General features: G+C 43.8%; 17 protein-coding genes. 7 read left to right on the top strand and 10 right to left on the bottom strand.

Annotated features, from left to right (window positions below):
• The first annotated feature begins 4 nt into the window (after positions 1-4).
• Entirely contained in the window at positions 5-409 is a 405-nt protein-coding gene (locus tag DTQ70_RS02050) for a hypothetical protein (protein WP_122929265.1), read from the top strand.
• 118 nt (positions 410-527) lie between these two features.
• Here DTQ70_RS02050 and DTQ70_RS02055 read toward each other — a convergent pair whose 3' ends face one another.
• Positions 528-1373 carry a S1 RNA-binding domain-containing protein gene (locus DTQ70_RS02055; RefSeq protein WP_122929266.1) on the bottom strand — a complete coding sequence of 282 codons (846 nt, stop codon included), beginning with the start codon at positions 1371-1373 and terminating at the stop codon, positions 528-530.
• Between the two features lie 302 nt (positions 1374-1675).
• Positions 1676-2350 (bottom strand): peptidoglycan DD-metalloendopeptidase family protein, encoded by a 675-nt coding sequence (locus DTQ70_RS02060; RefSeq protein WP_122934238.1) that lies wholly within the window; start codon positions 2348-2350, stop codon positions 1676-1678.
• 107 nt (positions 2351-2457) lie between these two features.
• Between DTQ70_RS02060 and DTQ70_RS02065 the strand changes: the two genes are divergently transcribed.
• The 4 genes from DTQ70_RS02065 to DTQ70_RS02080 all read left to right on the top strand — a co-directional run bounded on the left by DTQ70_RS02065 (position 2458) and on the right by DTQ70_RS02080 (position 9006).
• A complete protein-coding gene (locus tag DTQ70_RS02065; RefSeq protein WP_122929267.1) occupies positions 2458-3093 on the top strand; it encodes a DUF1080 domain-containing protein in 636 nt (211 codons plus the stop codon).
• Between the two features lie 30 nt (positions 3094-3123).
• Positions 3124-4065 carry an Rpn family recombination-promoting nuclease/putative transposase gene (locus DTQ70_RS02070; protein WP_229600056.1) on the top strand — a complete coding sequence of 314 codons (942 nt, stop codon included), beginning with the start codon at positions 3124-3126 and terminating at the stop codon, positions 4063-4065.
• An 86-nt stretch (positions 4066-4151) separates the two neighbouring features.
• Complete coding sequence (locus tag DTQ70_RS02075) at positions 4152-6188, top strand: putative porin (RefSeq protein ID WP_122929268.1); 2037 nt, start codon at positions 4152-4154, stop codon at positions 6186-6188.
• Between the two features lie 142 nt (positions 6189-6330).
• The gene (locus tag DTQ70_RS02080; RefSeq protein ID WP_122929269.1) at positions 6331-9006 is read left to right on the top strand and encodes a TonB-dependent receptor domain-containing protein; all 2676 of its coding nucleotides are present in this window, start codon (positions 6331-6333) and stop codon (positions 9004-9006) included.
• Positions 9007-9196: 190 nt separating this feature from the next.
• Here DTQ70_RS02080 and DTQ70_RS02085 read toward each other — a convergent pair whose 3' ends face one another.
• The 3 genes from DTQ70_RS02085 to DTQ70_RS02095 form a co-directional block, all read right to left on the bottom strand.
• Positions 9197-10057 (bottom strand): dienelactone hydrolase family protein, encoded by an 861-nt coding sequence (locus DTQ70_RS02085; RefSeq protein WP_122929270.1) that lies wholly within the window; start codon positions 10055-10057, stop codon positions 9197-9199.
• Between the two features lie 186 nt (positions 10058-10243).
• Positions 10244-12709: a type I DNA topoisomerase gene (gene topA / locus DTQ70_RS02090; RefSeq protein WP_122929271.1), complete on the bottom strand. Its 2466-nt coding sequence runs from the start codon at positions 12707-12709 to the stop codon at positions 10244-10246.
• A 162-nt stretch (positions 12710-12871) separates the two neighbouring features.
• On the bottom strand, positions 12872-13309 hold the full coding sequence (locus DTQ70_RS02095; RefSeq protein ID WP_122929272.1) for a MarR family winged helix-turn-helix transcriptional regulator: 438 nt from the start codon (positions 13307-13309) through the stop codon (positions 12872-12874).
• A gap of 176 nt (positions 13310-13485) precedes the next feature.
• Between DTQ70_RS02095 and DTQ70_RS02100 the strand changes: the two genes are divergently transcribed.
• Positions 13486-14760 carry an OmpA family protein gene (locus DTQ70_RS02100; protein ID WP_164489816.1) on the top strand — a complete coding sequence of 425 codons (1275 nt, stop codon included), beginning with the start codon at positions 13486-13488 and terminating at the stop codon, positions 14758-14760.
• A 37-nt stretch (positions 14761-14797) separates the two neighbouring features.
• Here DTQ70_RS02100 and DTQ70_RS02105 read toward each other — a convergent pair whose 3' ends face one another.
• From DTQ70_RS02105 to apaG, 3 genes are all read right to left on the bottom strand, one after another.
• On the bottom strand, positions 14798-15607 hold the full coding sequence (locus tag DTQ70_RS02105; RefSeq protein WP_122929274.1) for an O-methyltransferase: 810 nt from the start codon (positions 15605-15607) through the stop codon (positions 14798-14800).
• Positions 15608-15635: 28 nt separating this feature from the next.
• Positions 15636-16115, bottom strand: coding sequence for a cytochrome c (locus DTQ70_RS02110; protein WP_122929275.1), 480 nt, complete (start codon positions 16113-16115; stop codon positions 15636-15638).
• A 131-nt stretch (positions 16116-16246) separates the two neighbouring features.
• Positions 16247-16633 carry a Co2+/Mg2+ efflux protein ApaG gene (apaG, locus tag DTQ70_RS02115; RefSeq protein ID WP_122929276.1) on the bottom strand — a complete coding sequence of 129 codons (387 nt, stop codon included), beginning with the start codon at positions 16631-16633 and terminating at the stop codon, positions 16247-16249.
• Positions 16634-16717: 84 nt separating this feature from the next.
• Between apaG and ung the strand changes: the two genes are divergently transcribed.
• Positions 16718-17383: a uracil-DNA glycosylase gene (ung, locus tag DTQ70_RS02120; protein WP_122929277.1), complete on the top strand. Its 666-nt coding sequence runs from the start codon at positions 16718-16720 to the stop codon at positions 17381-17383.
• 106 nt (positions 17384-17489) lie between these two features.
• Here ung and DTQ70_RS02125 read toward each other — a convergent pair whose 3' ends face one another.
• Entirely contained in the window at positions 17490-18221 is a 732-nt protein-coding gene (locus DTQ70_RS02125) for an ABC transporter permease (RefSeq protein WP_122929278.1), read from the bottom strand.
• Between the two features lie 64 nt (positions 18222-18285).
• Positions 18286-19305 (bottom strand): pyruvate dehydrogenase (acetyl-transferring) E1 component subunit alpha, encoded by a 1020-nt coding sequence (gene pdhA / locus DTQ70_RS02130; protein WP_122929279.1) that lies wholly within the window; start codon positions 19303-19305, stop codon positions 18286-18288.
• Between the last annotated feature and the right edge of the window lie 88 nt (positions 19306-19393).

Raw genomic sequence — 19393 nt, forward strand, 5'->3', positions numbered from 1 at the left:
TTTTATGGGTAATACAAGTTGGGCGCCTTATGCTGTTTTTACAAAACCATCCGAAATCGAATTAAAATACAATTCAGAAAAACAGCGTGAGGTCACAGCTTCAGTGTCATCTTCTATCTGCACAAAAGCAGAAATAGAAGTCTTGATGTCGAATGTCTGTATTGAAGCCAAAAACACTTTGAAAGAGTCTATGGCGCAAATTGCAACAGTAACTCGTAAAGAAAAATTGGCTGCTTATCAACAGGCTCGTTTGGCTATCTATGCTCGCTACGAATACTTTACTGGAACATTGGTAGTAGTTCCCTTCAATGGGAATGGGCCAGGGAGCATTGCACCTATGGAATATCGAGTATATTGGAAGATACCAAAATATACTTATGTTAAGGTGGAGAAACGAACAGTGAAGTAAAACCGCTATTTCCTGTATCTATAAACAGCCGTCCCGTCATTTGAGGCGGCTGTTTGTTTTAATTTGCGTCTTACAACACCTTCGCCTGTCCAACAAGTGCATAGTTTAAGTAAAATTACTAAGAAGCTACGCCGTGAATCCCATCTTCCTTGATGCTGATTTTTCCTTCTTTCAGCAACCCACCGATGGCCTTCTTGAAGTCTTTTTTAGACATTCCAAAGGTGCGATAAATCGCCGCAGGGTCTGATTTGTCGTTGAAAGGAAGAAACCCATTAGCGGCTTGAAGTTGCTGATAAACGTCTGATTTACTGCCTTCTATGCGGTTGTACGATTGCTCAACCAACGCCAAGTCTATTTTTTGGTCTTCTCTTATTTTTTTGATAAATCCACTAATTGTTTTGCCCAGTTCGATGTTTTTGAATACTTCATCGCGGTACAATACCCCCAAATACCGCTGATTGATAAGGGCTTTGATACCCATGTCGGTGTATTCGTAAGGTAAAATATCGACTTGCATCCCTTCCGAAAGTTCCGAAATATCTTCCTCCAAAAAGCGCTCAATTTTAGCCGAACCCACAATACGATCGGTTTTGGTATCGAGGTGGATAAAAATCAAAAAGCTTTTACCCACGAGCATATTATCACGTTGTTGTTTGAACGGAATAAAAAGGTCTTTAGGAAGTCCCCAATCCATAAAAACACCCAAGGAAGTGACCATCGTGACCGTCAAATACACAAACTCGCCCACCGTTCCGTAGGGTTCAAGTGTGGTACCAATGGCGCGGTCTTCAGAATCACGATAGATAAAAACGTCCAAAAAATCCCCGATTTGAATGTCGGCGGGTACGTACTGTTTGGGTACTAAAATCTCATCTTCGTAGCCATCGAGATAAATCCCAAAATCCAACTGCTTAATGACTTTCAAGCGGTTGTACTGTCCCATTCTCAAACGACGATTGCTCATATTTATAGTTACTTGTTTCTGGTTTTAAGTTTCCTGTTTTGGGTTTTCAGGCTTCTGTTTTAGTCATTCCGAGGTACGACGAGGTCGGCTTTGTCGTCCTACCTTCTGCACTCGACATTCGCAGCGCTCGTCGGGTTGTGAGCAACCCTTCCCACTTTAGCGTCCTTCCCACATTCAACGTTCTGCATTCTACACTCGACATTCGCAGCGCTTGTCGGGTTGTGAGCAACCCTTCCCACATTAGCAACCCTCACCACGTTCAACTTTGCCTCTTGCCAATTTGCCCTTCGCCCCTTGCTAATTTATAGCCCTTCGATTTTTAAAATAAAATTCGGATTGGGACAAAGTTGCAAAAACTTTTCTCGTTCTGCCAATGAACATACGCCAGGGAAGTCTCCTTTGAGGCCGAGCAAGTCAGTCATTAGCTGAAAATGCAGGTGAGGGGGCCAATCGCCATTGATGGGATAATTGCCAAAACTCGCAAAACGATCTCCTTCTTCGATGAATTTCCCTTCGTAAAGCCCCCGCAAGGATTCTTCGCTGAGGTGTCCATATAATGAGTAAAAGGTTATTCCTTCAAGTTGATGTTCCAAAATAATCGTTGGGCCGTAGTCGCCAAAGTTAGCATTATTGGCAAAACTATGCACCTTGCCGTCGAGTGGGGCAAAGACGGGTGTACCCGCCGACGCCCAAATGTCAACGCCCAAATGAATACAACGCGGCTCGTCGGTTTGTTGGAAATGCGCACTGCGGCGGTAAATCGTGCGGTGTTCGTTATAGCCACCGACACCTACCACCACTTTGGCTTGTTGAAGCTTTCCAAAAACATAGTCTGAAAAGACTTCACTGTTTTGCAAATCGACGGTGGCTAGGTCGGGGTTGTTGTCCGTAAAATCAAGCACAAGGTAGTTGCCCTTCGACCATTGAAAAGGAACCACAGGGGCAAAGTCGTGACGAAGAAGTAATTGCTCAATCAAAACAAGTCGAAAATTACGATGGTTGACAAAAAGAATTGACACAACAAAAGTAGTAATAACCCCTCGACATCCTTATACGGTTTTAAACCTTTATATCCATAACACAGATGAAAAAAACGGTTAGTCTTGTCGCACTACTCTTTTTGGCGACGGCTGGGTTTGCCCAAAAAGCAAAAACAGGAAAATGGATTTCACTTTTTGACGGAAAATCGTTGGCAGGTTGGAAAGTAGGCGAAAACGCGAGTTCGTTCAAAGTCGAAGACGGCGCTATTGTGGTCAATGGCCCACGCGGGCACTTGTTTTACGATGGTGAAATCAACGGCCACGACTTCAAAAATTTTGAATACAAAGCCCAAGTGATGACCTTCCCAAGTGCCAATTCGGGGATGTATATTCATACCAAATACCAAGAAAAAGGCTGGCCTTCCAAAGGATACGAAATTCAAGTAAATAACTCACACACCGACTGGCGCCGCACAGGAAGTGTGTATGGCGTGCAAGATTTGAAAGATGTGTTTGTCAACGACAACGAATGGTACACCGAGCACATCATCGTGGAAGGCAAGCGTATTCGGGTCAAAATCAACGACAAAACGGTGATTGACTACACCGAACCCGAGGAAGTAGGACAGAAAATTACGGAAGGCCGTAAAATCAGCAACGGCACTTTTGCCCTCCAAGCCCACGACCCCAAAAGCAAAGTGATGTACAAAGACATCATGGTGAAGGTACTGCCAGATTAACAAAATGAACAATTTTTCAAGAGAATTAAAATGAGGCTTGCAAAAGCCTTTTTTTATTGGCTAGGCAGTTGTAGTAAGGAAAAAGCCGTATTTTTAGACTTTAATAGTGACAAAATGGTGGTCAAAGAAAGATACATAAATCCATTTACTGATTTTGGATTTAAAAAGTTGTTCGGTACAGAACTGAACAAAGACTTACTGATTGATTTTTTGAATGAAGTAATATTGCCTAAAAACAAGAAAATTGCAGATTTAAAATATCGTAACAATGAACGATTAGGGCAAACAGAAGTCGATAGAAAAGCCATCTTCGACTTATATTGTATGAGTTCTAACGGAGAGCGTTTTATTGTAGAAATGCAAAAAGCTAAACAAAATTATTTTAAGGACAGAAGTGTATTTTATTCAACCTTCCCTATTCAAGAACAAGCAGAAACGGGTGATTGGAACTATCAACTGACGTCAATTTATACCGTTGGAGTGCTAGATTTTACTTTTAGCCATGAAGAACATGGAAATGCTCAAAAAGAAGTAAGGCATGAGGTAAAGTTGAAGAACCAAAATTGTGAAATTTTCTATGATAAATTGACTTTTATCTATCTTGAAATGCCTCATTTTACAAAAAATGAGGAACAACTAGAGACAGCCTACGACAAATGGTTATATGTTTTGAAACATTTACCAAACTTAACAGAACGCCCTGAAAAATTACAAGAAAGGATATTCCAGCGCTTATTTGATGCGGCAGAGATTGCCAAATTTAGCTCAGAGGAAAAAGTACAATATGAGGAAAGTTTAAAATCATACCGTGACCTCAAAAATGTAATCGACACTGCTTTTGATGAGGGAGAAGCTAAAAGTAAAATGCAAATCGCTGTGAATATGCTTAAAAAGGGGTTGTCCATTGAATTGATTAGTGAAGTGACGGGACTTTCTACGGCTGAAATTATCCAAATACAGAAAGGAAATTGACCTATATAGTGAATTTTTGATTGGTTAAATTTTCTTAAATCCTTTTTGAAAACGCATTGAGCAGAAACTTATGCTAACTTTGCGGTGTGAAAAAGTGGTTATTCATCATCGTTTGTAGCATTTGGTCGGCAGTAAGCTACGGCCAAATTCGTATGCCAGGAAACGGGTCGTTTGGCGGCGGCGGGGGAGGTGGCTTAGGTCAGGGTGGACAAGTCAAACTCGACGATTCGACCAAAATGATTTATGGGCCGCATACGTCGCGTTATTTTTTGGAAGAAGATGTATTCAACAACCGCAAGACGCTCTACGCCATAGACACGTCTTACGACGGTTTTCATCGCTATAATTTCGTTCAGCGGGCCGATTTTCAGCTGGTCGATTTGGGAAATTTGGGAACGGCCTCTCGTTCCCTCTTTTTTCGCCCGATTGAGCAGATTGGAACACAGTTTGGGTACGATGCGTACACGCCCTATGCTTATGCTGTTCAGGATGTTAAGTATTTTGATACGAAGTCTCCCTACACCAATCTGTATTTAGCATTGGGTGGTTTAGGGCAAAACATCGCCCGTTTTGACCACAGCCAAAACATCACGCCTCGCCTCAATTTGGGCATCAACGCCCAGCGTTTTACAACCAACAAATACTTCGGCACCAGTGGTACGAGCGATTCCCAAAACAACCTGACCCAAAACTGGGCCTTCGTGTTTCATGGAAATTATCGTTCCAAAGATGAGAAATATCTGCTAATGGGCCAGTTTAACCACCTGAATCACAGCGCATACGAGCAAGGTGGGATGTCGCCCGATTCGCTAAACTTTCGCAGTGACGGAACAATAGAATACAATAATCCTTCTGCTATTTTGAGAACGGCGCAATCGTGGGAACGCCGTAACAACTGGCATATTTATCAGCAGTACGTCTTGGCGCAAGGGTTTCAAGTATATCACGTGTTTGATTATAAAAGAACCATCGACATATATTCTGATAGCGATTTGTCGCAGGGGAGTCGATATGGTTTTTATAATGATTACTACTATGATTCTACCTACCAAATACCGACTTTACAAAAAATAAATACCCTCCAGTCTAGGTCTTATATTTACAATCCAGGAAGTACCCGCCAGGAAGTGGCATTCAGGTTGGTTGAAAACAAATTTGGGGTAAAAGGTCGTTACCTTGGTTTCAATTACCGCGCTCATTACCGAGTGCGTTTCTTAAATATGGTAGAAAAGCATAACCAAATACCACGTAGCATTGTGTTAGATTCTCTTTTGTCGGCAAATACAGATGGAAGTAGCAAACACAGGAGATTTGAAAACTTTGTGGGTCTTTGGTTGGCTTATTATTTGAAAGATAGCACTCAGCGAGCTACTGCCGAATTTGAATATCTTCTAGGAAAAGACTTTAAAATAAAAGGTGATATCGTAAGTAAGTGGTTTTCTGTGGGTTATCTTACGTCTTTGTCGTCGCCTACTTTTCTTCAACAGTATTATAACAGCAACCACCTTCGTTGGGATAATCAATTTCGTTTGGTCAACTCCAACAATATTTACGGACAGATAAACCTCAATACCAAAAAAGTACATTTCAGCCCGCGCCTAGACTATCATTTAATTAGCAATTATATTTACTATGATACGGCAGCGGTGGTACGACAATTTACGTCACCCTTTAGTGTGGTAAAAGTTGGCGCACTGGCGCAATGGAAACCTGGGAAGTTTCAGTTTTTGAGCCAGACCTACTACACACTTGTGTCGAACGACAATGTACTGCGGATTCCTCGCTTCATGGCCAACTTTAGAGCTACTTTCGACTTCGTTTATTATAAAGTATTATTCTTGCAGTTAGGGGCGGAAATTCACTATAAATCAACGTATTATGCAGATACGTATATGCCTTTAACCCAGCAGTTTCATCTTCAAAATTCGACCAAAACCGAAGGCGTGGTTTATACGGAATTTTTTATCAATGCCCGTATCAACCGTGTGCGGTTATTTATCAAAATGGCCAACGCTGGTCAAGGTTTTCAAGGGCCTTTTAACCGTGGTTATTTCTCTACTCCCCTTTATCCCGTTGTGGGGCGTTCTTTGGGCTTTGGCATCAATTGGCCGCTATTTGACTAATAGTTCGTCTATAATTTACCCCCATTTAGTCGTCCAGACTTTGCATTTGGTCGTTTTTCTCTGATTGCTAACAGATTGATGATAACATTTGTACCTGAAATATTGTCTAGCTAATAGGCAATCACTCATTTTACATACATCAATGAAAAAATTTTTTTACGTTCTAACAGCCGTTTTAGGGTTCAATTACGCCGCTTCTGCTCAGTTCCCAGGAGGAGGAGGATTTGGCGGTGGAGGTATGGGAAGAGGAGGGGATCGCAATGGTCCTATGGGAGGAATGAACCAACAACAACAAATGCCTGACCTTCCTAAAGGAAATGGTCGCATTTCTGGAATTGTGGTGGATTCAGCCTCTGGTAAACCTGTCGAGTACGCGACTGTTGCCATTTTTGATTCAAAATCAGGGAAACCTATCGATGGAACCGTGACCGACGTTAAAGGTGCTTTTTTGCTAAAAAGTGTACCAGATGGCGATTTTAAATTTGTAGTAAGTTTCATTGGTTATAAAAACGCCGAGATTGCGAAATTGACCATTGGTAAAGGTAAAAAGGAGCAAAACTTAGGAAATGTTAACCTCCCGCCAGATGTTCGAACGTTGACTGAAGTAACGGTCAAAGGTGAAAAGGCCCTTATCGAAGACAAAGTGGACCGTTTGGTGTATAATGCCGAAAGAGATATTTCTAACGCAGGTGGTGACGCTGGAGACGTACTTCGTAAAGTGCCGATGCTTTCGGTGGACTTAGACGGAAACGTGTCGATGCGTGGAAGCCAAAACATTCGCGTGCTTATTAATGGCAAGCCTTCGACCATCGTTGCCAACAGCGTAGCCGATGCGTTGAAAATGATTCCTTCTGACCAAATAAAAACAATTGAAGTAATCACCTCACCTTCAGCAAAATATGATGCGGAAGGTTCGGCAGGGATCATCAATATCATTACCAAGAAAAACAACCTTCAAGGAATCACAGGGTCGGTTGATATGGCAGGCGGTAACCGTTCAAGCAACTTGTTTGGAAACATCAACCTGCGTACTAAGAAATTGGGGGTTGGCCTCAATGCAGGTGGCCGTATGATGTACCCGCCAACGGGTGGTTATATCGATATTAGCCGCCAACTTGCAAATGGTGAAGTAGTTCGTACACGCCAAGAAAATGATGGTCAGCAGTTGGGTGGTTTTGGAAATGTTCAGTTGAGCTTAGACTACTCGATTGATGCTAAAAATAGCCTTACGTTCAGTGCCCGCAATAGCCGTCGTGCTTTTAACCTCGAAAACAATCAGCAGTCGTATAGCTTCATTAATAGCGTAAAAACACCGACGTTTGGTAACGAAATTAATACCAAGAATTTGGGGAATAACTTAGACCTCAACTTAGACTATACCCGCAAGTTTGAGAAAGAAGGAAAAGAATTTAGTGTTTTGGCACAGTTTAGTCAAAACCAAGGGGATAACAGCTACACGCGTGATTTGTATCAAGGATTGTCAGTAGGAGAAATCACTTACCGCGAAAGTAATCCCAACAAGAGCAAGACACAAGAGCGCACGATACAAATTGACTACCAAGATCCTTTGAGCCAATACGTACAGATTGAAACGGGGGCTAAAATGATTTTGCGCCACATCGAAAGTGATTTTCGTTTCAACTACGATAGCACAGGAACGGGTGTATTGAAAGCTAATCCGCTTCGTACCAACGTATTCAGCTACGATCAAAACGTGTATTCAGGTTATTTGTCTTTCTTGTTTCAAACAAAGAATAAATGGGGCTTCAAACCAGGCCTTCGTTACGAATACACGCAGTTAGCTGCTAAGTACCAAGATGCACCAGAGACAGATTTGCCTGATTTTGGTTCGTTGATTCCAAGCTTGACGGTATCAAAAAGCTTAAAAGGGGGAAAAACGATTCGTTTCAGTTATAACCGTCGTATTCAGCGCCCTTCGATTCAGTTCTTGAATCCAAACGTTTCACAAAGTGATCCATTCAATATCTCGTTTGGTAACCCGAACTTGAATCCTGAATACACTAACAACTTTGAAGTAAACTTGAGTACGTTCTTCAAAACAACGACATTGAACTTCTCGGCTTACACTCGTATGACTGATAATTCAATTGAGACGGTGCGTTATCGTGGTGGACAAGAGTTGTTTAACCAATTGACATTGGCACAAGGTGTAAGCACAGGAACGGTAGTGGTGAATAACAACTCTTTGTTAACAACTTTCCAAAACATCGGAAGCAACCGTGCGTACGGAGTTAACGTGTTTGCGATGGTAAAACCAGCCCGTGGGTTGACAATCAACGGTAACTTTGATGTGCGTTATATCATGTTGAACAGCCCTGCGTTGGGTATCAGTAACCAAAACTGGACATTCAACCTTTTTGGACAAGTACAGTATCAATTAGGCAAAGATTGGAGCGCGCAGTTGTTCGGATTTGGACGTGCTCGTGAAATTCAGTTGCAAGGAACGCAAGGTGGATTTATGGGGTACAGCTTCAACATCTTGAAAGAATTTAAGAAAAAGCAAGCAAGCCTTGGCTTTGGGGCTGAAAACTTCTTGCAAAATGCCTTCAAACAGCGTACTAATTTAAGCAGCAGCACACCGGGTAACATATTTACTCAGGAGCAAGTCAACTACATGTACAACCGTGGTTTCCGTATTACGTTCCGCAAGCGTTTTGGTAAGATGTCGTTTGACGGCAACTTCTTCCAACGTAAGAAGAGCGTTAATAACGACGATACCAAACAAGGCGGTGACAACTCCAACGACGGCGGTGGCCAAGGTGGTGGAGGCGGCATGGGCGGACGCCGTGGCGGTTAGAAACAGCTTTTTGATTATATCCATATCGTTAGAAAAAAGCCCCTACCGAGCAATCGGAGGGGCTTTTGCTTGTGATGGAGGCGGTTGTGAGCAACCGCCTGCACGGTGAAGGAGGTTGCTCACTCGTGTGTGGGAGGTTGCTCACAACCTCCCGTGACAAGGGGTGCTTACAACCCCACTTTGATAGGATTTACTTCAATTTTTTGTTAAACAACTCAATCGTCCGTTCCCAAGCTTGTTTAGCCACAGCTTCGTTGTAGCGAGTGGGTGCTGTGTCGTTGTTGAAAGCGTGTTGGGCACCTTCGTACACAAAAATTTGGTAATCAGTTCCTGCTTTTTTGAGGGCTTCTTCATAGGCAGGGATACCCGCATTGACGCGCTCGTCGAGACCGCCGTAATGGAGCATCAACGACGCTTTGATTTTCGGAACGTCAGCTGCGTCGGCTTGGCGTCCGTAGTAGGCGACGGCAGCGTTGAGCGAGGGCACATTGACGGCAAGCTGATTGGTCATGGCACCGCCCCAACAGAATCCAACGCAGCCAGTTTTACCCGTACAATCAGCGCGGCCTTTTAAGTAATCAAAAGCTTTGATGAAATTGCTGAGGTTCTTTTTGGCATCGAGTTGTCCAAAGTAAGAACGGGCTTTTTCGTCGTCTCCGTTGGGTGTTCCTCCAAAAGGTGAAAGGGCATCGGGAGCAAGGGCAATAAAACCTGCTAAAGCCACGCGGCGAGCGACGTCTTCGATGTGAGGATTAAGTCCACGGTTTTCGTGAATGACTACCACCGCAGGGTATTTACCAGTTCCTGCTGGGCGAGCTAAGTAACCTTTCATTTGGGTTTCCTCACCTGGGTAGGTCACGTACTCAGTCGTGAGACGCTCATCGTTGCGTTTGACCGTCATTGCATTGGCATAATTGACTTCCAAAAGCGGTAAAACGGCCATGGCAGCGGCGGTGCTGCCCGTGAGTGAAGTAAGGCGTTGAAAAAAATCTTCGCGCTTGAGGGGTTTGTGGGTGTACTCGTCGAACAGGTTAATAATGCGTTGATCCATGATGGTAAGTAGTTTAGTAATGGGTATTGATTATGAGTAAGTTAATAACACAATTTAGGTTAAAAACTACTTGTTTTTTGGGCGATTTCAAAGCTTTCTGTCCCAAAAATTTTACATAAAAAAGGGCGGTTATTCATAACCGCCCGCACTTTCAAAAAATAGCTCAAATTGAGATTCCCAAGTCCCCTAGCTACCTGCTAGTTTTAGGCAATCTTCCAACGTAAGAGACGCTGGGTCAGTATCTTTTGGTATTTTGATGTTACGTTTTCCAACGGCAATATAAGGGCCATAAGGGCCACGGAGTACCTTGACCGTTGTGTTTTCGGGAAATTCTTTGATGACTTTATTACTTTCTGCTTCCCGCTTTTTCTGGATGATTTCCAAGGCTTCTTCGCGGGTAAGGCGTTGTAAACTAGCGCCTTTAGGCAACGAATAGTATTTGTCATCGTGTTTGATAAACGGCCCGTATCGTCCTGTGCCTGTGGTCATTGGCTTTCCTTCCAACTCGCCGAGTCCTTCGCCTTCGTTGGCAAGGTCGCCGCGTTTGAGCTTAATGGCCAGCACACACGCCTCTTCGCCTACGGTATAAGGGTCATCATTGCGGTCGAGTGAATAAAACTTATCGTCATGCTTCACGTAAGGGCCATATTTACCTACTCCCACAATCATTGGTTTATCTTCAAAGAAACCAACCTCGCGTGGCAGCGCAAAGAGTTCGAGGGCTTCTTCGAGCGAAATAGTTTCTACCAACTGCCCTTTTTTGAGGTTGGCGTATTGTGGTTTGGGTTCACCTTCGATGTTTTCGCCAATCTGAACGTATGGGCCAAATTTGCCAATACGTGCCGAAACGGGCTTCCCACTTTTAGGGTCAAGTCCTAGGTCGCGAACTGTGTTTTTCTTTACAATGTTTGAACCTTCTACATCCCCGATTTTTTGGTGAAAACCTTGGTAGAAACCATCAATCATTTGTTGCCACGACAGTTTACCTTCGGCAATTTCGTCAAATTCTTTTTCGACATTGGCCGTAAAAGAGAAATCAACGACATCGGGGAATAAGTCCACCAAAAAGTCATTCACCACCATCCCCGTATTGGTGGGGAATAGCTTGGCTTTTTCGGCTCCAAACGTCTCTTTACCTTTGGTTTCGGTAAGCTGGTCGTTGCGCAGAGAAAGCTCATTATACTCACGTTCTTGTCCTTTTTTGTCTTGCTTTACCACGTATTCGCGGCGAATGATGGTCGAAAGCGTAGGCGCATAGGTTGATGGTCGCCCAATGCCCATTTCTTCCAGTTGCTTCACCAAACTCGCTTCCGTGTAGCGTGGTTTTGGACGGGAAAACTTCTCAGTTGCTTTAAGGATATTTAAGGCCAACACCTGCCCAATGTTGAGCGGAGGAAGCATTCCTTTGGTATCTTCTTCTTCGTCGTCTTTCGATTCCAGATATACCTTTAAGAAACCATCAAATTTGATGACCTCTCCTTGAGCTACGAGTTCTTCCGCAGTAGTTGAAATGCCAATGGTAGCAATTGTACGTTCCAACTGCGCATCAGACATTTGAGACGCAATGGCACGTTTCCAAATCAACTCATATAAACGCTGCTCGTTGCGGTCGCTACTGGCTTTAAGTTCTCCAAAATTGGTCGGACGAATGGCTTCGTGGGCTTCCTGTGCTGATTCCGATTTGGTCTTGAAAACCCGCTGTTGGTGGTATTTGTCGCCGTATTCGGTCGTAATTTGGTCTTTCGCTTTTTGGAGTGCCTCTTCCGATAAGTTGGTAGAGTCCGTACGCATGTAGGATATTTTACCTGCTTCGTAGAGTTTTTGAGCTACCGTCATGGTTTGGGCCACCGAAAAACTCAATTTTCGCGAAGCCTCTTGTTGCAAAGTAGAGGTGGTAAATGGCGGAGCGGGCGATTTTTTGGCAGGTTTAACTTCCAAGTTACGGATGCTAAACGTCGCGCCCTTGCATTTTTCCAAAAAAGCGCGTGCTTGGGCTTCGGTTTCAAAGTTTTTAGGAAGTTCGGCTTCCAATACTTTTCCCCCTGCCAAATCGAAACGTGCCGTTACTTTGTAAGTTGATTTCGACTCGTGGGCTTCTACTTCTCGCTCGCGTTCTACGATGAGGCGTACCGCCACCGACTGCACCCGCCCTGCTGAGAGGGCGCTGTTGTTGCCGATTTTGATTTTACGCCACAAGACAGGCGAAAGCTCGTAGCCTACAAGGCGGTCGAGGATTCGACGGGCCTGTTGGGCGTTAACCAAATCCATGTCTATCGCACGTGGACTTTGAATCGCTTTTTGTAGGGCCGTTTTGGTAATTTCCCTAAAAACAATCCGCTTGGTGCCATCAGACAAGCCTAATGCTTCTTTGAGGTGCCACGAAATGGCTTCTCCTTCACGGTCGTCGTCGGTAGCGAGCCATACTTCTTCGGAAGACTTGGCAAGCTTTTTCAACTCGTTGATAACTTTGGTTTTATCAGGCGATACTTCGTAGAGGGGTTGGAAACCATTCTTGACATCTACCCCTAAATCTTTATCGGGTAAGTCACGTACGTGCCCAAAACTGGACTTGACGGTGAAGTCTTTCCCGAGGTATCCTTCAATGGTCTTGGCCTTGGCCGGTGACTCTACTATTACTAAGTTTTTTGACATGGAGGGTGTGTTTGGTCCCAATTCTGCCTTCAAATATAGGAGGGTTTTATGTAAAAAATATTAAATCCTTATTTTGGGCAGATGATTTAAGGGGTTAAACAGGTACTAACTGCTAATAAATAATGCTAGAAAAGGCAATTTTTTAACTAAAAAGCGAACTGCCTAGTCGCTGAAATTTTGATAAATTGAGTCCATAATCCGAACAAAATGCCCGTAATCTTCCTCGCTGAGTTGCCCCCAGCCTTGCCGACGAATCTCTTTTACCACAGGCAACACTGTTTCAAAGGTCTTTTGGCCTTCGGGTTTTAAATAAATATTAAACTTCCGACGGTCTTCTTCCGACATGCGCCGCTCGACCAAATCTTTTTTAACGAGTAAATCCAGGATACGAGTAACGGTAGGGGCATCTTTGGTGGTAAGCTCAGCAAGGGTATTTTGGCTGATGCCTTCGTTGCGAGCCACATGGTCGATAAGCACCCACTGATCCACGGTCAGGTCAAAGCCTGCTTCATTAAAACGCTTTTGCAGGACGTTCCTGATTTTTTTAATGGTAGTGTCGATTTTAAAAAAATAAGCACGGGTATCAGATGGGTGAGTCATTTTTATCGTTTACTATTGACCTAGAAATACAAGTTGGCTTACTAACTATTGATTTGCAAAATAAAACAAGAATATCTGACTATCAAATCGTAAGCCACGATAGACAGTAATTTGCGGCTAAAACCGCACTAAAAAACTGTTTGATGAACAAAAAATAAGCCCGATATTTGGCCTGTATGAAGACGATGTTGCTTTTAGTGGGGGTGTGTGTAGGAGGAGCATGGGGCTCATTTGCTCTCCCAACCCGTTATTTTACCAAAAAAGAGGAAATTTCGGTGACCGTTGCTGATACGGTCAAACCTAAAAAGACCAAAGAAACGGTCGTGAAATCGACGTTGGATAATAGTAAAGGGGAATTAAAGGTTAAAGATGCCCAGATTGTTGACTCAGAAAAACAGTCGGGATTGATTAAGGTCACCTTTGCGATTCGAGACGTGGAAACAAATGCGCTGCTTACACGGGTTAAATTGAGAACCAAAGATTCAAAAACGGGTCAAGAATTTGAACCCAAATTTAACAGCGCCGATAAAAACTTTTCCATCAATGTCTTGCCCAATACCGTCGTTAGCATATACGTGACGGCCAAAGGATACACCGAGGCTTCGGCCAATATCAACGACATCAAGCACGACCGTGTGTTGGGGTTTGAGCTTCAAAAAATAAAACCATCGGTACTGAAAATTAGGGTGTTAGATAAAGCAACTGACCGCCCCATTATCGGAAGTATTCTCAATGTACGTACCAAAAGCAATAATGACGTTGAGTTTATGGCCCTAAAAGATGGTTTTACTGAACTGACCTACGATGCCGAAGAGCAACTGGAAGTGGAGGCATCGGCCAAAGGATTCACCCCTGATACCAAAAAAATAACGATAGAAACGGCTCTGACTGGTAAATCGTATGAATTAACGTACCGATTGGATAAAACGGCTTCCCCCGCTGCTCCTGCACCACCCGTGCCAACCCCTACGCCACCTCCTGCAGTAGCGACCACGCCGCCCCCTGCTGCTCCAAAGGCTACTGCTGTGACCAATGAACCACCTAGAACGTCGGTGTTTACTAAAGAACTACCCAAACCACCTGCACCATCGCCTTTCAGTGAGCTGGTTAAAGGGAAGGTAATTACGCTAAACAATATTTATTTTGATCAAAGTAGCCCCGTGCTACGTCCCGAGTCGGCACCACAGTTGGATGAACTGGTGGCGATTTTGCAAAAAAATCCAACGGCACGAATCGAGATACGTGGGCACACCGATAATGCTGGTGACTTTGACTTGAACGTCAAACTTTCGCGGGAGCGTTGCCAAGCAGTAGTCGAATACTTAAAAACAAAGGGCATCAGCGCTGACCGCCTCGAAAGCCGAGGCCGAGGGCCACTTGACCCCATTGCCCCCAATACTTCTGAAGAAAACCGCAAGAAAAACCGCCGAGTAGAGTTTGTCGCGCTTTAGATTGCCCTTTGCCAACTTGCCTTTTGCCCATTTGTTTTTACTTCCAAAACGGCCAACGAAGCACAAAATGCTGTTTGCGTTGCTGTTGCCGAAAAAAAACTAAACCCACGGCGGCTAAGTCGATGGTGGCTGAAACGGATGGGTGAGCTTTGATGTATTCCCACGCTTGTTCCATTTCGGGCGACCAGTGAATATCGTCAAAAACGAAGAGACTATCGTTGTGCGCTTTGGTTAAGCACGTCTCAAAATATCTTATTGTAGGTTCGTAGCGATGATTGGCGTCAAAAAAGACAAAATCAAGGCTTTGGGCGTCTTCAACGGCTTTGGGAAGTGCCTCGTCTAAATTTCCTACTACCGTCTGAATGGGTAACGGTTGCTGAGTTGATAACGCACGGTTGGCCCAGGTCTTAAAATTTTGCTGGGCAACGCTTGCCGTTTCGGGGCAGCCTTCAAAGGTAGTAATTTGAGCCGAGGGATTGGCTTGCGCCATGTAGAGCGTTGTCAGCCCAAGTGACGTGCCTAAATCAAAAATAGAATTATACTCAAAACGCTGAATGAGGCGATAGAACAACCGCGCCAACCGCGCCGATTTTTTGGAATGCTGGGCAATGTCTTTTACTTGTCGAGTAGAAGAAGCATTGACCCGAGAACCTGCGCCGTAGTCCGTGATTTTGAGGGTCTCTTGGCTATGAAGCATTGTTTGGCGGATGGCTTCAATGGCCTCGAAAGAAGGATGTTGGGCGTCTTTTTTTATTGTATTGAGGTACAAATCAAATACAAACGGAGAGTGAAGTCCGTGCTCGTCTTGAGCTTTCAAAAAGTAGTTGAAAAGCGAACGTAATTGCAAAATAAGTAGGGGGTTAAAACGGAGATTTTTAATTATTTGCTGCTTCTACAAAAGCTAGAACGGCTAAAATATCTGTTTGAGACAGGTGTTCAAAGGAAGGCATTTCTGCCCGATTGTATTGTTCATAAAGTTTTACAGCATACAAGTCTCCTTTGGTTAATTTATCTTTTGAATTTTTTACCCATTCAATAATCCATTTGGTATTTCTTCTTTCTTGAATTCCTCTTAAACCAGGGCCTACTAGAATTTCATCTTTGTAAGAATGACAACTTTTACAATGCTGTTCAAATAAGTAAAATCCTTTTACTTCGGTAGAATCAAGGTGAGAGACTGCTGAAGAAGAATCATACGTGAGGGTGCCGCAATATAATGTTGATTGAGGAGAGATTGGAGCGTTGGATAGATTTAAAAAAATGGCTATTACAGTCAAGAAAATTCCACAGACTGTGGCAAAAACTCCTAGGAGAATAAAGCTAAAAAGCTGCAAAAGTGCTTTCGTTTCATTCATCCGCACAGAGTTTTACAAATAAATTTCTTTAAGTAAAAGTGCAAAATCAATTGAGGCTAAAATTGCGACTAAATGTCTGAAAAACACTACGATTAACGGTTAACAGATAACAATTAACTGGGCGTAAGCACTCAATTCAAACGATAGGGCGCAATCATGGTAAATTCGGGAATGGCAACGTTAAACTGCTTTCCATCCACAAGGCGTTCCATGAGATAAGTCCCCACCATTTTGCCAATGCTAGTACGTAGGTTGCAGCCCGATACGTATTCGTGAATTTCGCCAGGTTCGAGCGTGGGTTGTTGACCCACTACGCCTTCCCCTTCTACTTCCCGAATGGTACCATTGGAATCAAAAATATGCCAATGCCTGCGTAGAAGCTGAACGGTATGCTCGCTGTGGTTTTCGATGGTAATGCGATACGTAAACACAAAATGAGCTTGCGCTGGGCTCGAATACTCGGGCTGATACTGCGTCAAAACGCTAACTCTCACACCTTCTGTTATCGCTGATGTCATGGTTGTTTGATACTTTCCTAACTTTGTAACCAAAATTAGGTCGTTGTAGTTGAAAAACCAATAGTTGACGCAAAAATTAGAAAAATGGACGTTAAAATTGACGCTTCGTGGAAAGCTCATTTGCAATCGGAGTTTGAGCAGCCGTATTTTGCTGATTTGGTGGCATTTGTACGAGAGGAATACAAAACCCAACAAGTCTATCCGCCTGGAAAACTGATGTTTAATGCTTTTGATAAATGTCCGTTTGACCAAACGAAAGTGGTGATTTTGGGACAAGATCCTTACCACGGGCGCGGACAAGCCAATGGCTTGTGCTTTTCGGTTAATGACGGGGTCACCAAACCGCCATCACTCATTAATATTTTCAAAGAAATCCAAGAAGACCTTGGGCAACCTTTTCCAGCATCGGGTAATTTGGAACGTTGGGCTGAGCAAGGAGTATTGCTGCTCAATTCAACCCTAACTGTACGAGAAGCAAGCCCAGGCTCGCACCAAGGGCGTGGCTGGGAGCTTTTTACGGATGCCGTCATCAAGTGTATCAACGACAAAAAAGAAGGGGTGGTGTTTATGCTTTGGGGGCGATATGCGCAAGATAAAGGAAAGATAATTGACCCCAAACGCCATTTTGTATTGAAGGCTAAACACCCTTCGCCGATGTCGGCCAACAGTGGCGGATGGTTCGGAACCAAACACTTTAGCCAAGCCAATAATTATCTTCGCGGGCGTGGGTTGGAAGAAATTATTTGGTAGAAAGAGGTTAGGTTGTGAGCCCTTGTGAGTCGGGTTGCTCACAACCCGATTCAAAAACGGGATAATGTCAGGTTGTAAGCAACCTGACTCACAGACGACACGTTCTTTACAAAAGCAAAAGTTGGGCGAGCAAATAATCGGCAATCAAAACGGCAATACAGCTGTTGGTCACGGCTGCGGTAGAAGCTTGCCCCACTTCGAGTGCTCCACCTTGGGTAAAAAAGCCTTTGAAGGAAGAGATTGACGTAATCAAAAAGGCAAAAAAGATTGATTTAATGAGGGCAAAAGGGATGTTGAACGTACGGAAATCGAAACGTAAACCGCGAATATAATCTTCAGGGGTAATTACGCCCGTGGCTACGCCTGCAACGTATCCTCCAAAGATTGAAAGAAAACCCGAAAGGATGACCAACATGGGAAACATGACGATGGCCGCTACGATTTTGGGGAGAACCAAGTACGAAATGGAGTTGATACCCATTACTTCAAGGGCGTCGATTTGCTCCGTAATACGCATGGTACCCAGTCCACCTGCAATGTGAGAACCTACTTTTCCTGAAAGTACAATACAGGTAATAGTGGGGGCGAATTCCAAAATACTACTGTCGCGCACAATGAGCGAAATGATGTAATTGGGAACAAAAGGACTTACTAAGTTGTCGGCCGTTTGGACGCAAGTTACTGCTCCCAAAAAGGTCGCCACAATCGCCACGATAAAGACGGAATTGATACCAATCTCAATACATTCGTCGAGTACCAACTTTACATAGACCCGAAACTTCTCACGGTTTCGTAGCAAAGACCCTAAAAAAATAAAATACCTTCCTAACGTTTTCATGGTTTTTGAGATAGTCGATAGTCCACAGTCGATGGTAAAATTACTATGGACTATCGACTATTGGCTAATCAACAATAAACGGATAATCAGGTTCTACGTACATATCCGTGAAGATTTCAGATGGATCTGGCCACGGAGACTCTTCCGAGAATTTTACAGACTCTTCTACAATTTGCTTGATTTTGGCATCAATCGCCGCAAGTTCTTCTTCGGTAGCGATGCCATTTGTCAAAATACGGTCTTTCGTCATTTCGATTGGGTCACGCTTTTTGTACTCTTCTACCTCCTCTTTGGTACGGTATTTTTGAGGGTCAGACATGGAGTGACCACGGTAACGGTACGTTTTGAATTCGAGGAAAGTAGGGCCATCGCCACGGCGAGCGCGCTCAGCAGCACGGCTAACAGCATCGTGTACGGCTTCTACATCCATGCCATCCACGGGTTCTGATGGCATATCGTAACCTTCGCCAATGGTATATAAATCGGTCACGTTAGAAGTACGATTGACCGACGTACCCATGGCGTATCCGTTGTTTTCAACGACGAAAATCACGGGGAGTTTCCACGTCATTGCCATGTTGAATGCTTCGTGTAGTGCACCTTGGCGAACGGCTCCGTCACCAAAAAAGCACATACAAAGATTTGATGTTTTGTTGTATTTTTCCGCAAAAGCAATACCAGCACCTAGTGGAATTTGCGCTCCTACGATACCATGGCCGCCAATGAAATTATGCTCTTTGTCAAAAATGTGCATTGAACCACCTTTTCCTTTGGTGGTACCCGTTGCTTTTCCGTACAACTCGGCCATAACAGCTTTGGGGTCTGTTCCTAGCGCTAATGGGAAGCCGTGGTCGCGGTAAGCTGTAATCCACTTGTCGTCTTTGGTAAGGGCACTGACACTTCCTGAAGAGCAGGCTTCCTGACCAATATAAAGGTGACAAAAACCACGTATTTTTTGTTGCCCATAGAGTTGTCCTGCTTTTTCTTCAAACTTACGTTGAAGCAACATCGACTCATACCAATACATGTATCTCTCTTTGGGATGGGTTATTTTAGCTGGGGTTGCTTTGGTTTTGGTTGCCATTTTTTACAATAAATAAGGTTTTCTGGTCAAACAATGAACGGTGAACTGTTGACTGTTCTATCTTTGCCACGCGAAATTAAGCATAAAA

This window comes from Runella sp. SP2 (genome assembly GCF_003711225.1).
Classification (GTDB): Bacteria; Bacteroidota; Bacteroidia; order Cytophagales; family Spirosomataceae; genus Runella.

Excerpts from the sequence above, each read along its gene's own strand:
- DTQ70_RS02055 (WP_122929266.1), bottom strand. The coding sequence starts at position 1,373 with ATGAGCAATCGTCGTTTGAGAATGGGACAGTACAACCGCTTGAAAGTC.
- DTQ70_RS02125 (WP_122929278.1), bottom strand. The coding sequence starts at position 18,221 with ATGAAAACGTTAGGAAGGTATTTTATTTTTTTAGGGTCTTTGCTACGA.
- ung (WP_122929277.1), top strand. The coding sequence starts at position 16,718 with ATGGACGTTAAAATTGACGCTTCGTGGAAAGCTCATTTGCAATCGGAG.
- DTQ70_RS02095 (WP_122929272.1), bottom strand. The coding sequence starts at position 13,309 with ATGACTCACCCATCTGATACCCGTGCTTATTTTTTTAAAATCGACACT.
- pdhA (WP_122929279.1), bottom strand. The coding sequence starts at position 19,305 with ATGGCAACCAAAACCAAAGCAACCCCAGCTAAAATAACCCATCCCAAA.
- apaG (WP_122929276.1), bottom strand. The coding sequence starts at position 16,633 with ATGACATCAGCGATAACAGAAGGTGTGAGAGTTAGCGTTTTGACGCAG.
- DTQ70_RS02110 (WP_122929275.1), bottom strand. The coding sequence starts at position 16,115 with ATGAATGAAACGAAAGCACTTTTGCAGCTTTTTAGCTTTATTCTCCTA.
- DTQ70_RS02085 (WP_122929270.1), bottom strand. The coding sequence starts at position 10,057 with ATGGATCAACGCATTATTAACCTGTTCGACGAGTACACCCACAAACCC.
- DTQ70_RS02050 (WP_122929265.1), top strand. The coding sequence starts at position 5 with ATGGGTAATACAAGTTGGGCGCCTTATGCTGTTTTTACAAAACCATCC.
- DTQ70_RS02070 (WP_229600056.1), top strand. The coding sequence starts at position 3,124 with ATGAGGCTTGCAAAAGCCTTTTTTTATTGGCTAGGCAGTTGTAGTAAG.
- DTQ70_RS02100 (WP_164489816.1), top strand. The coding sequence starts at position 13,486 with ATGAAGACGATGTTGCTTTTAGTGGGGGTGTGTGTAGGAGGAGCATGG.
- DTQ70_RS02080 (WP_122929269.1), top strand. The coding sequence starts at position 6,331 with ATGAAAAAATTTTTTTACGTTCTAACAGCCGTTTTAGGGTTCAATTAC.
- DTQ70_RS02065 (WP_122929267.1), top strand. The coding sequence starts at position 2,458 with ATGAAAAAAACGGTTAGTCTTGTCGCACTACTCTTTTTGGCGACGGCT.
- topA (WP_122929271.1), bottom strand. The coding sequence starts at position 12,709 with ATGTCAAAAAACTTAGTAATAGTAGAGTCACCGGCCAAGGCCAAGACC.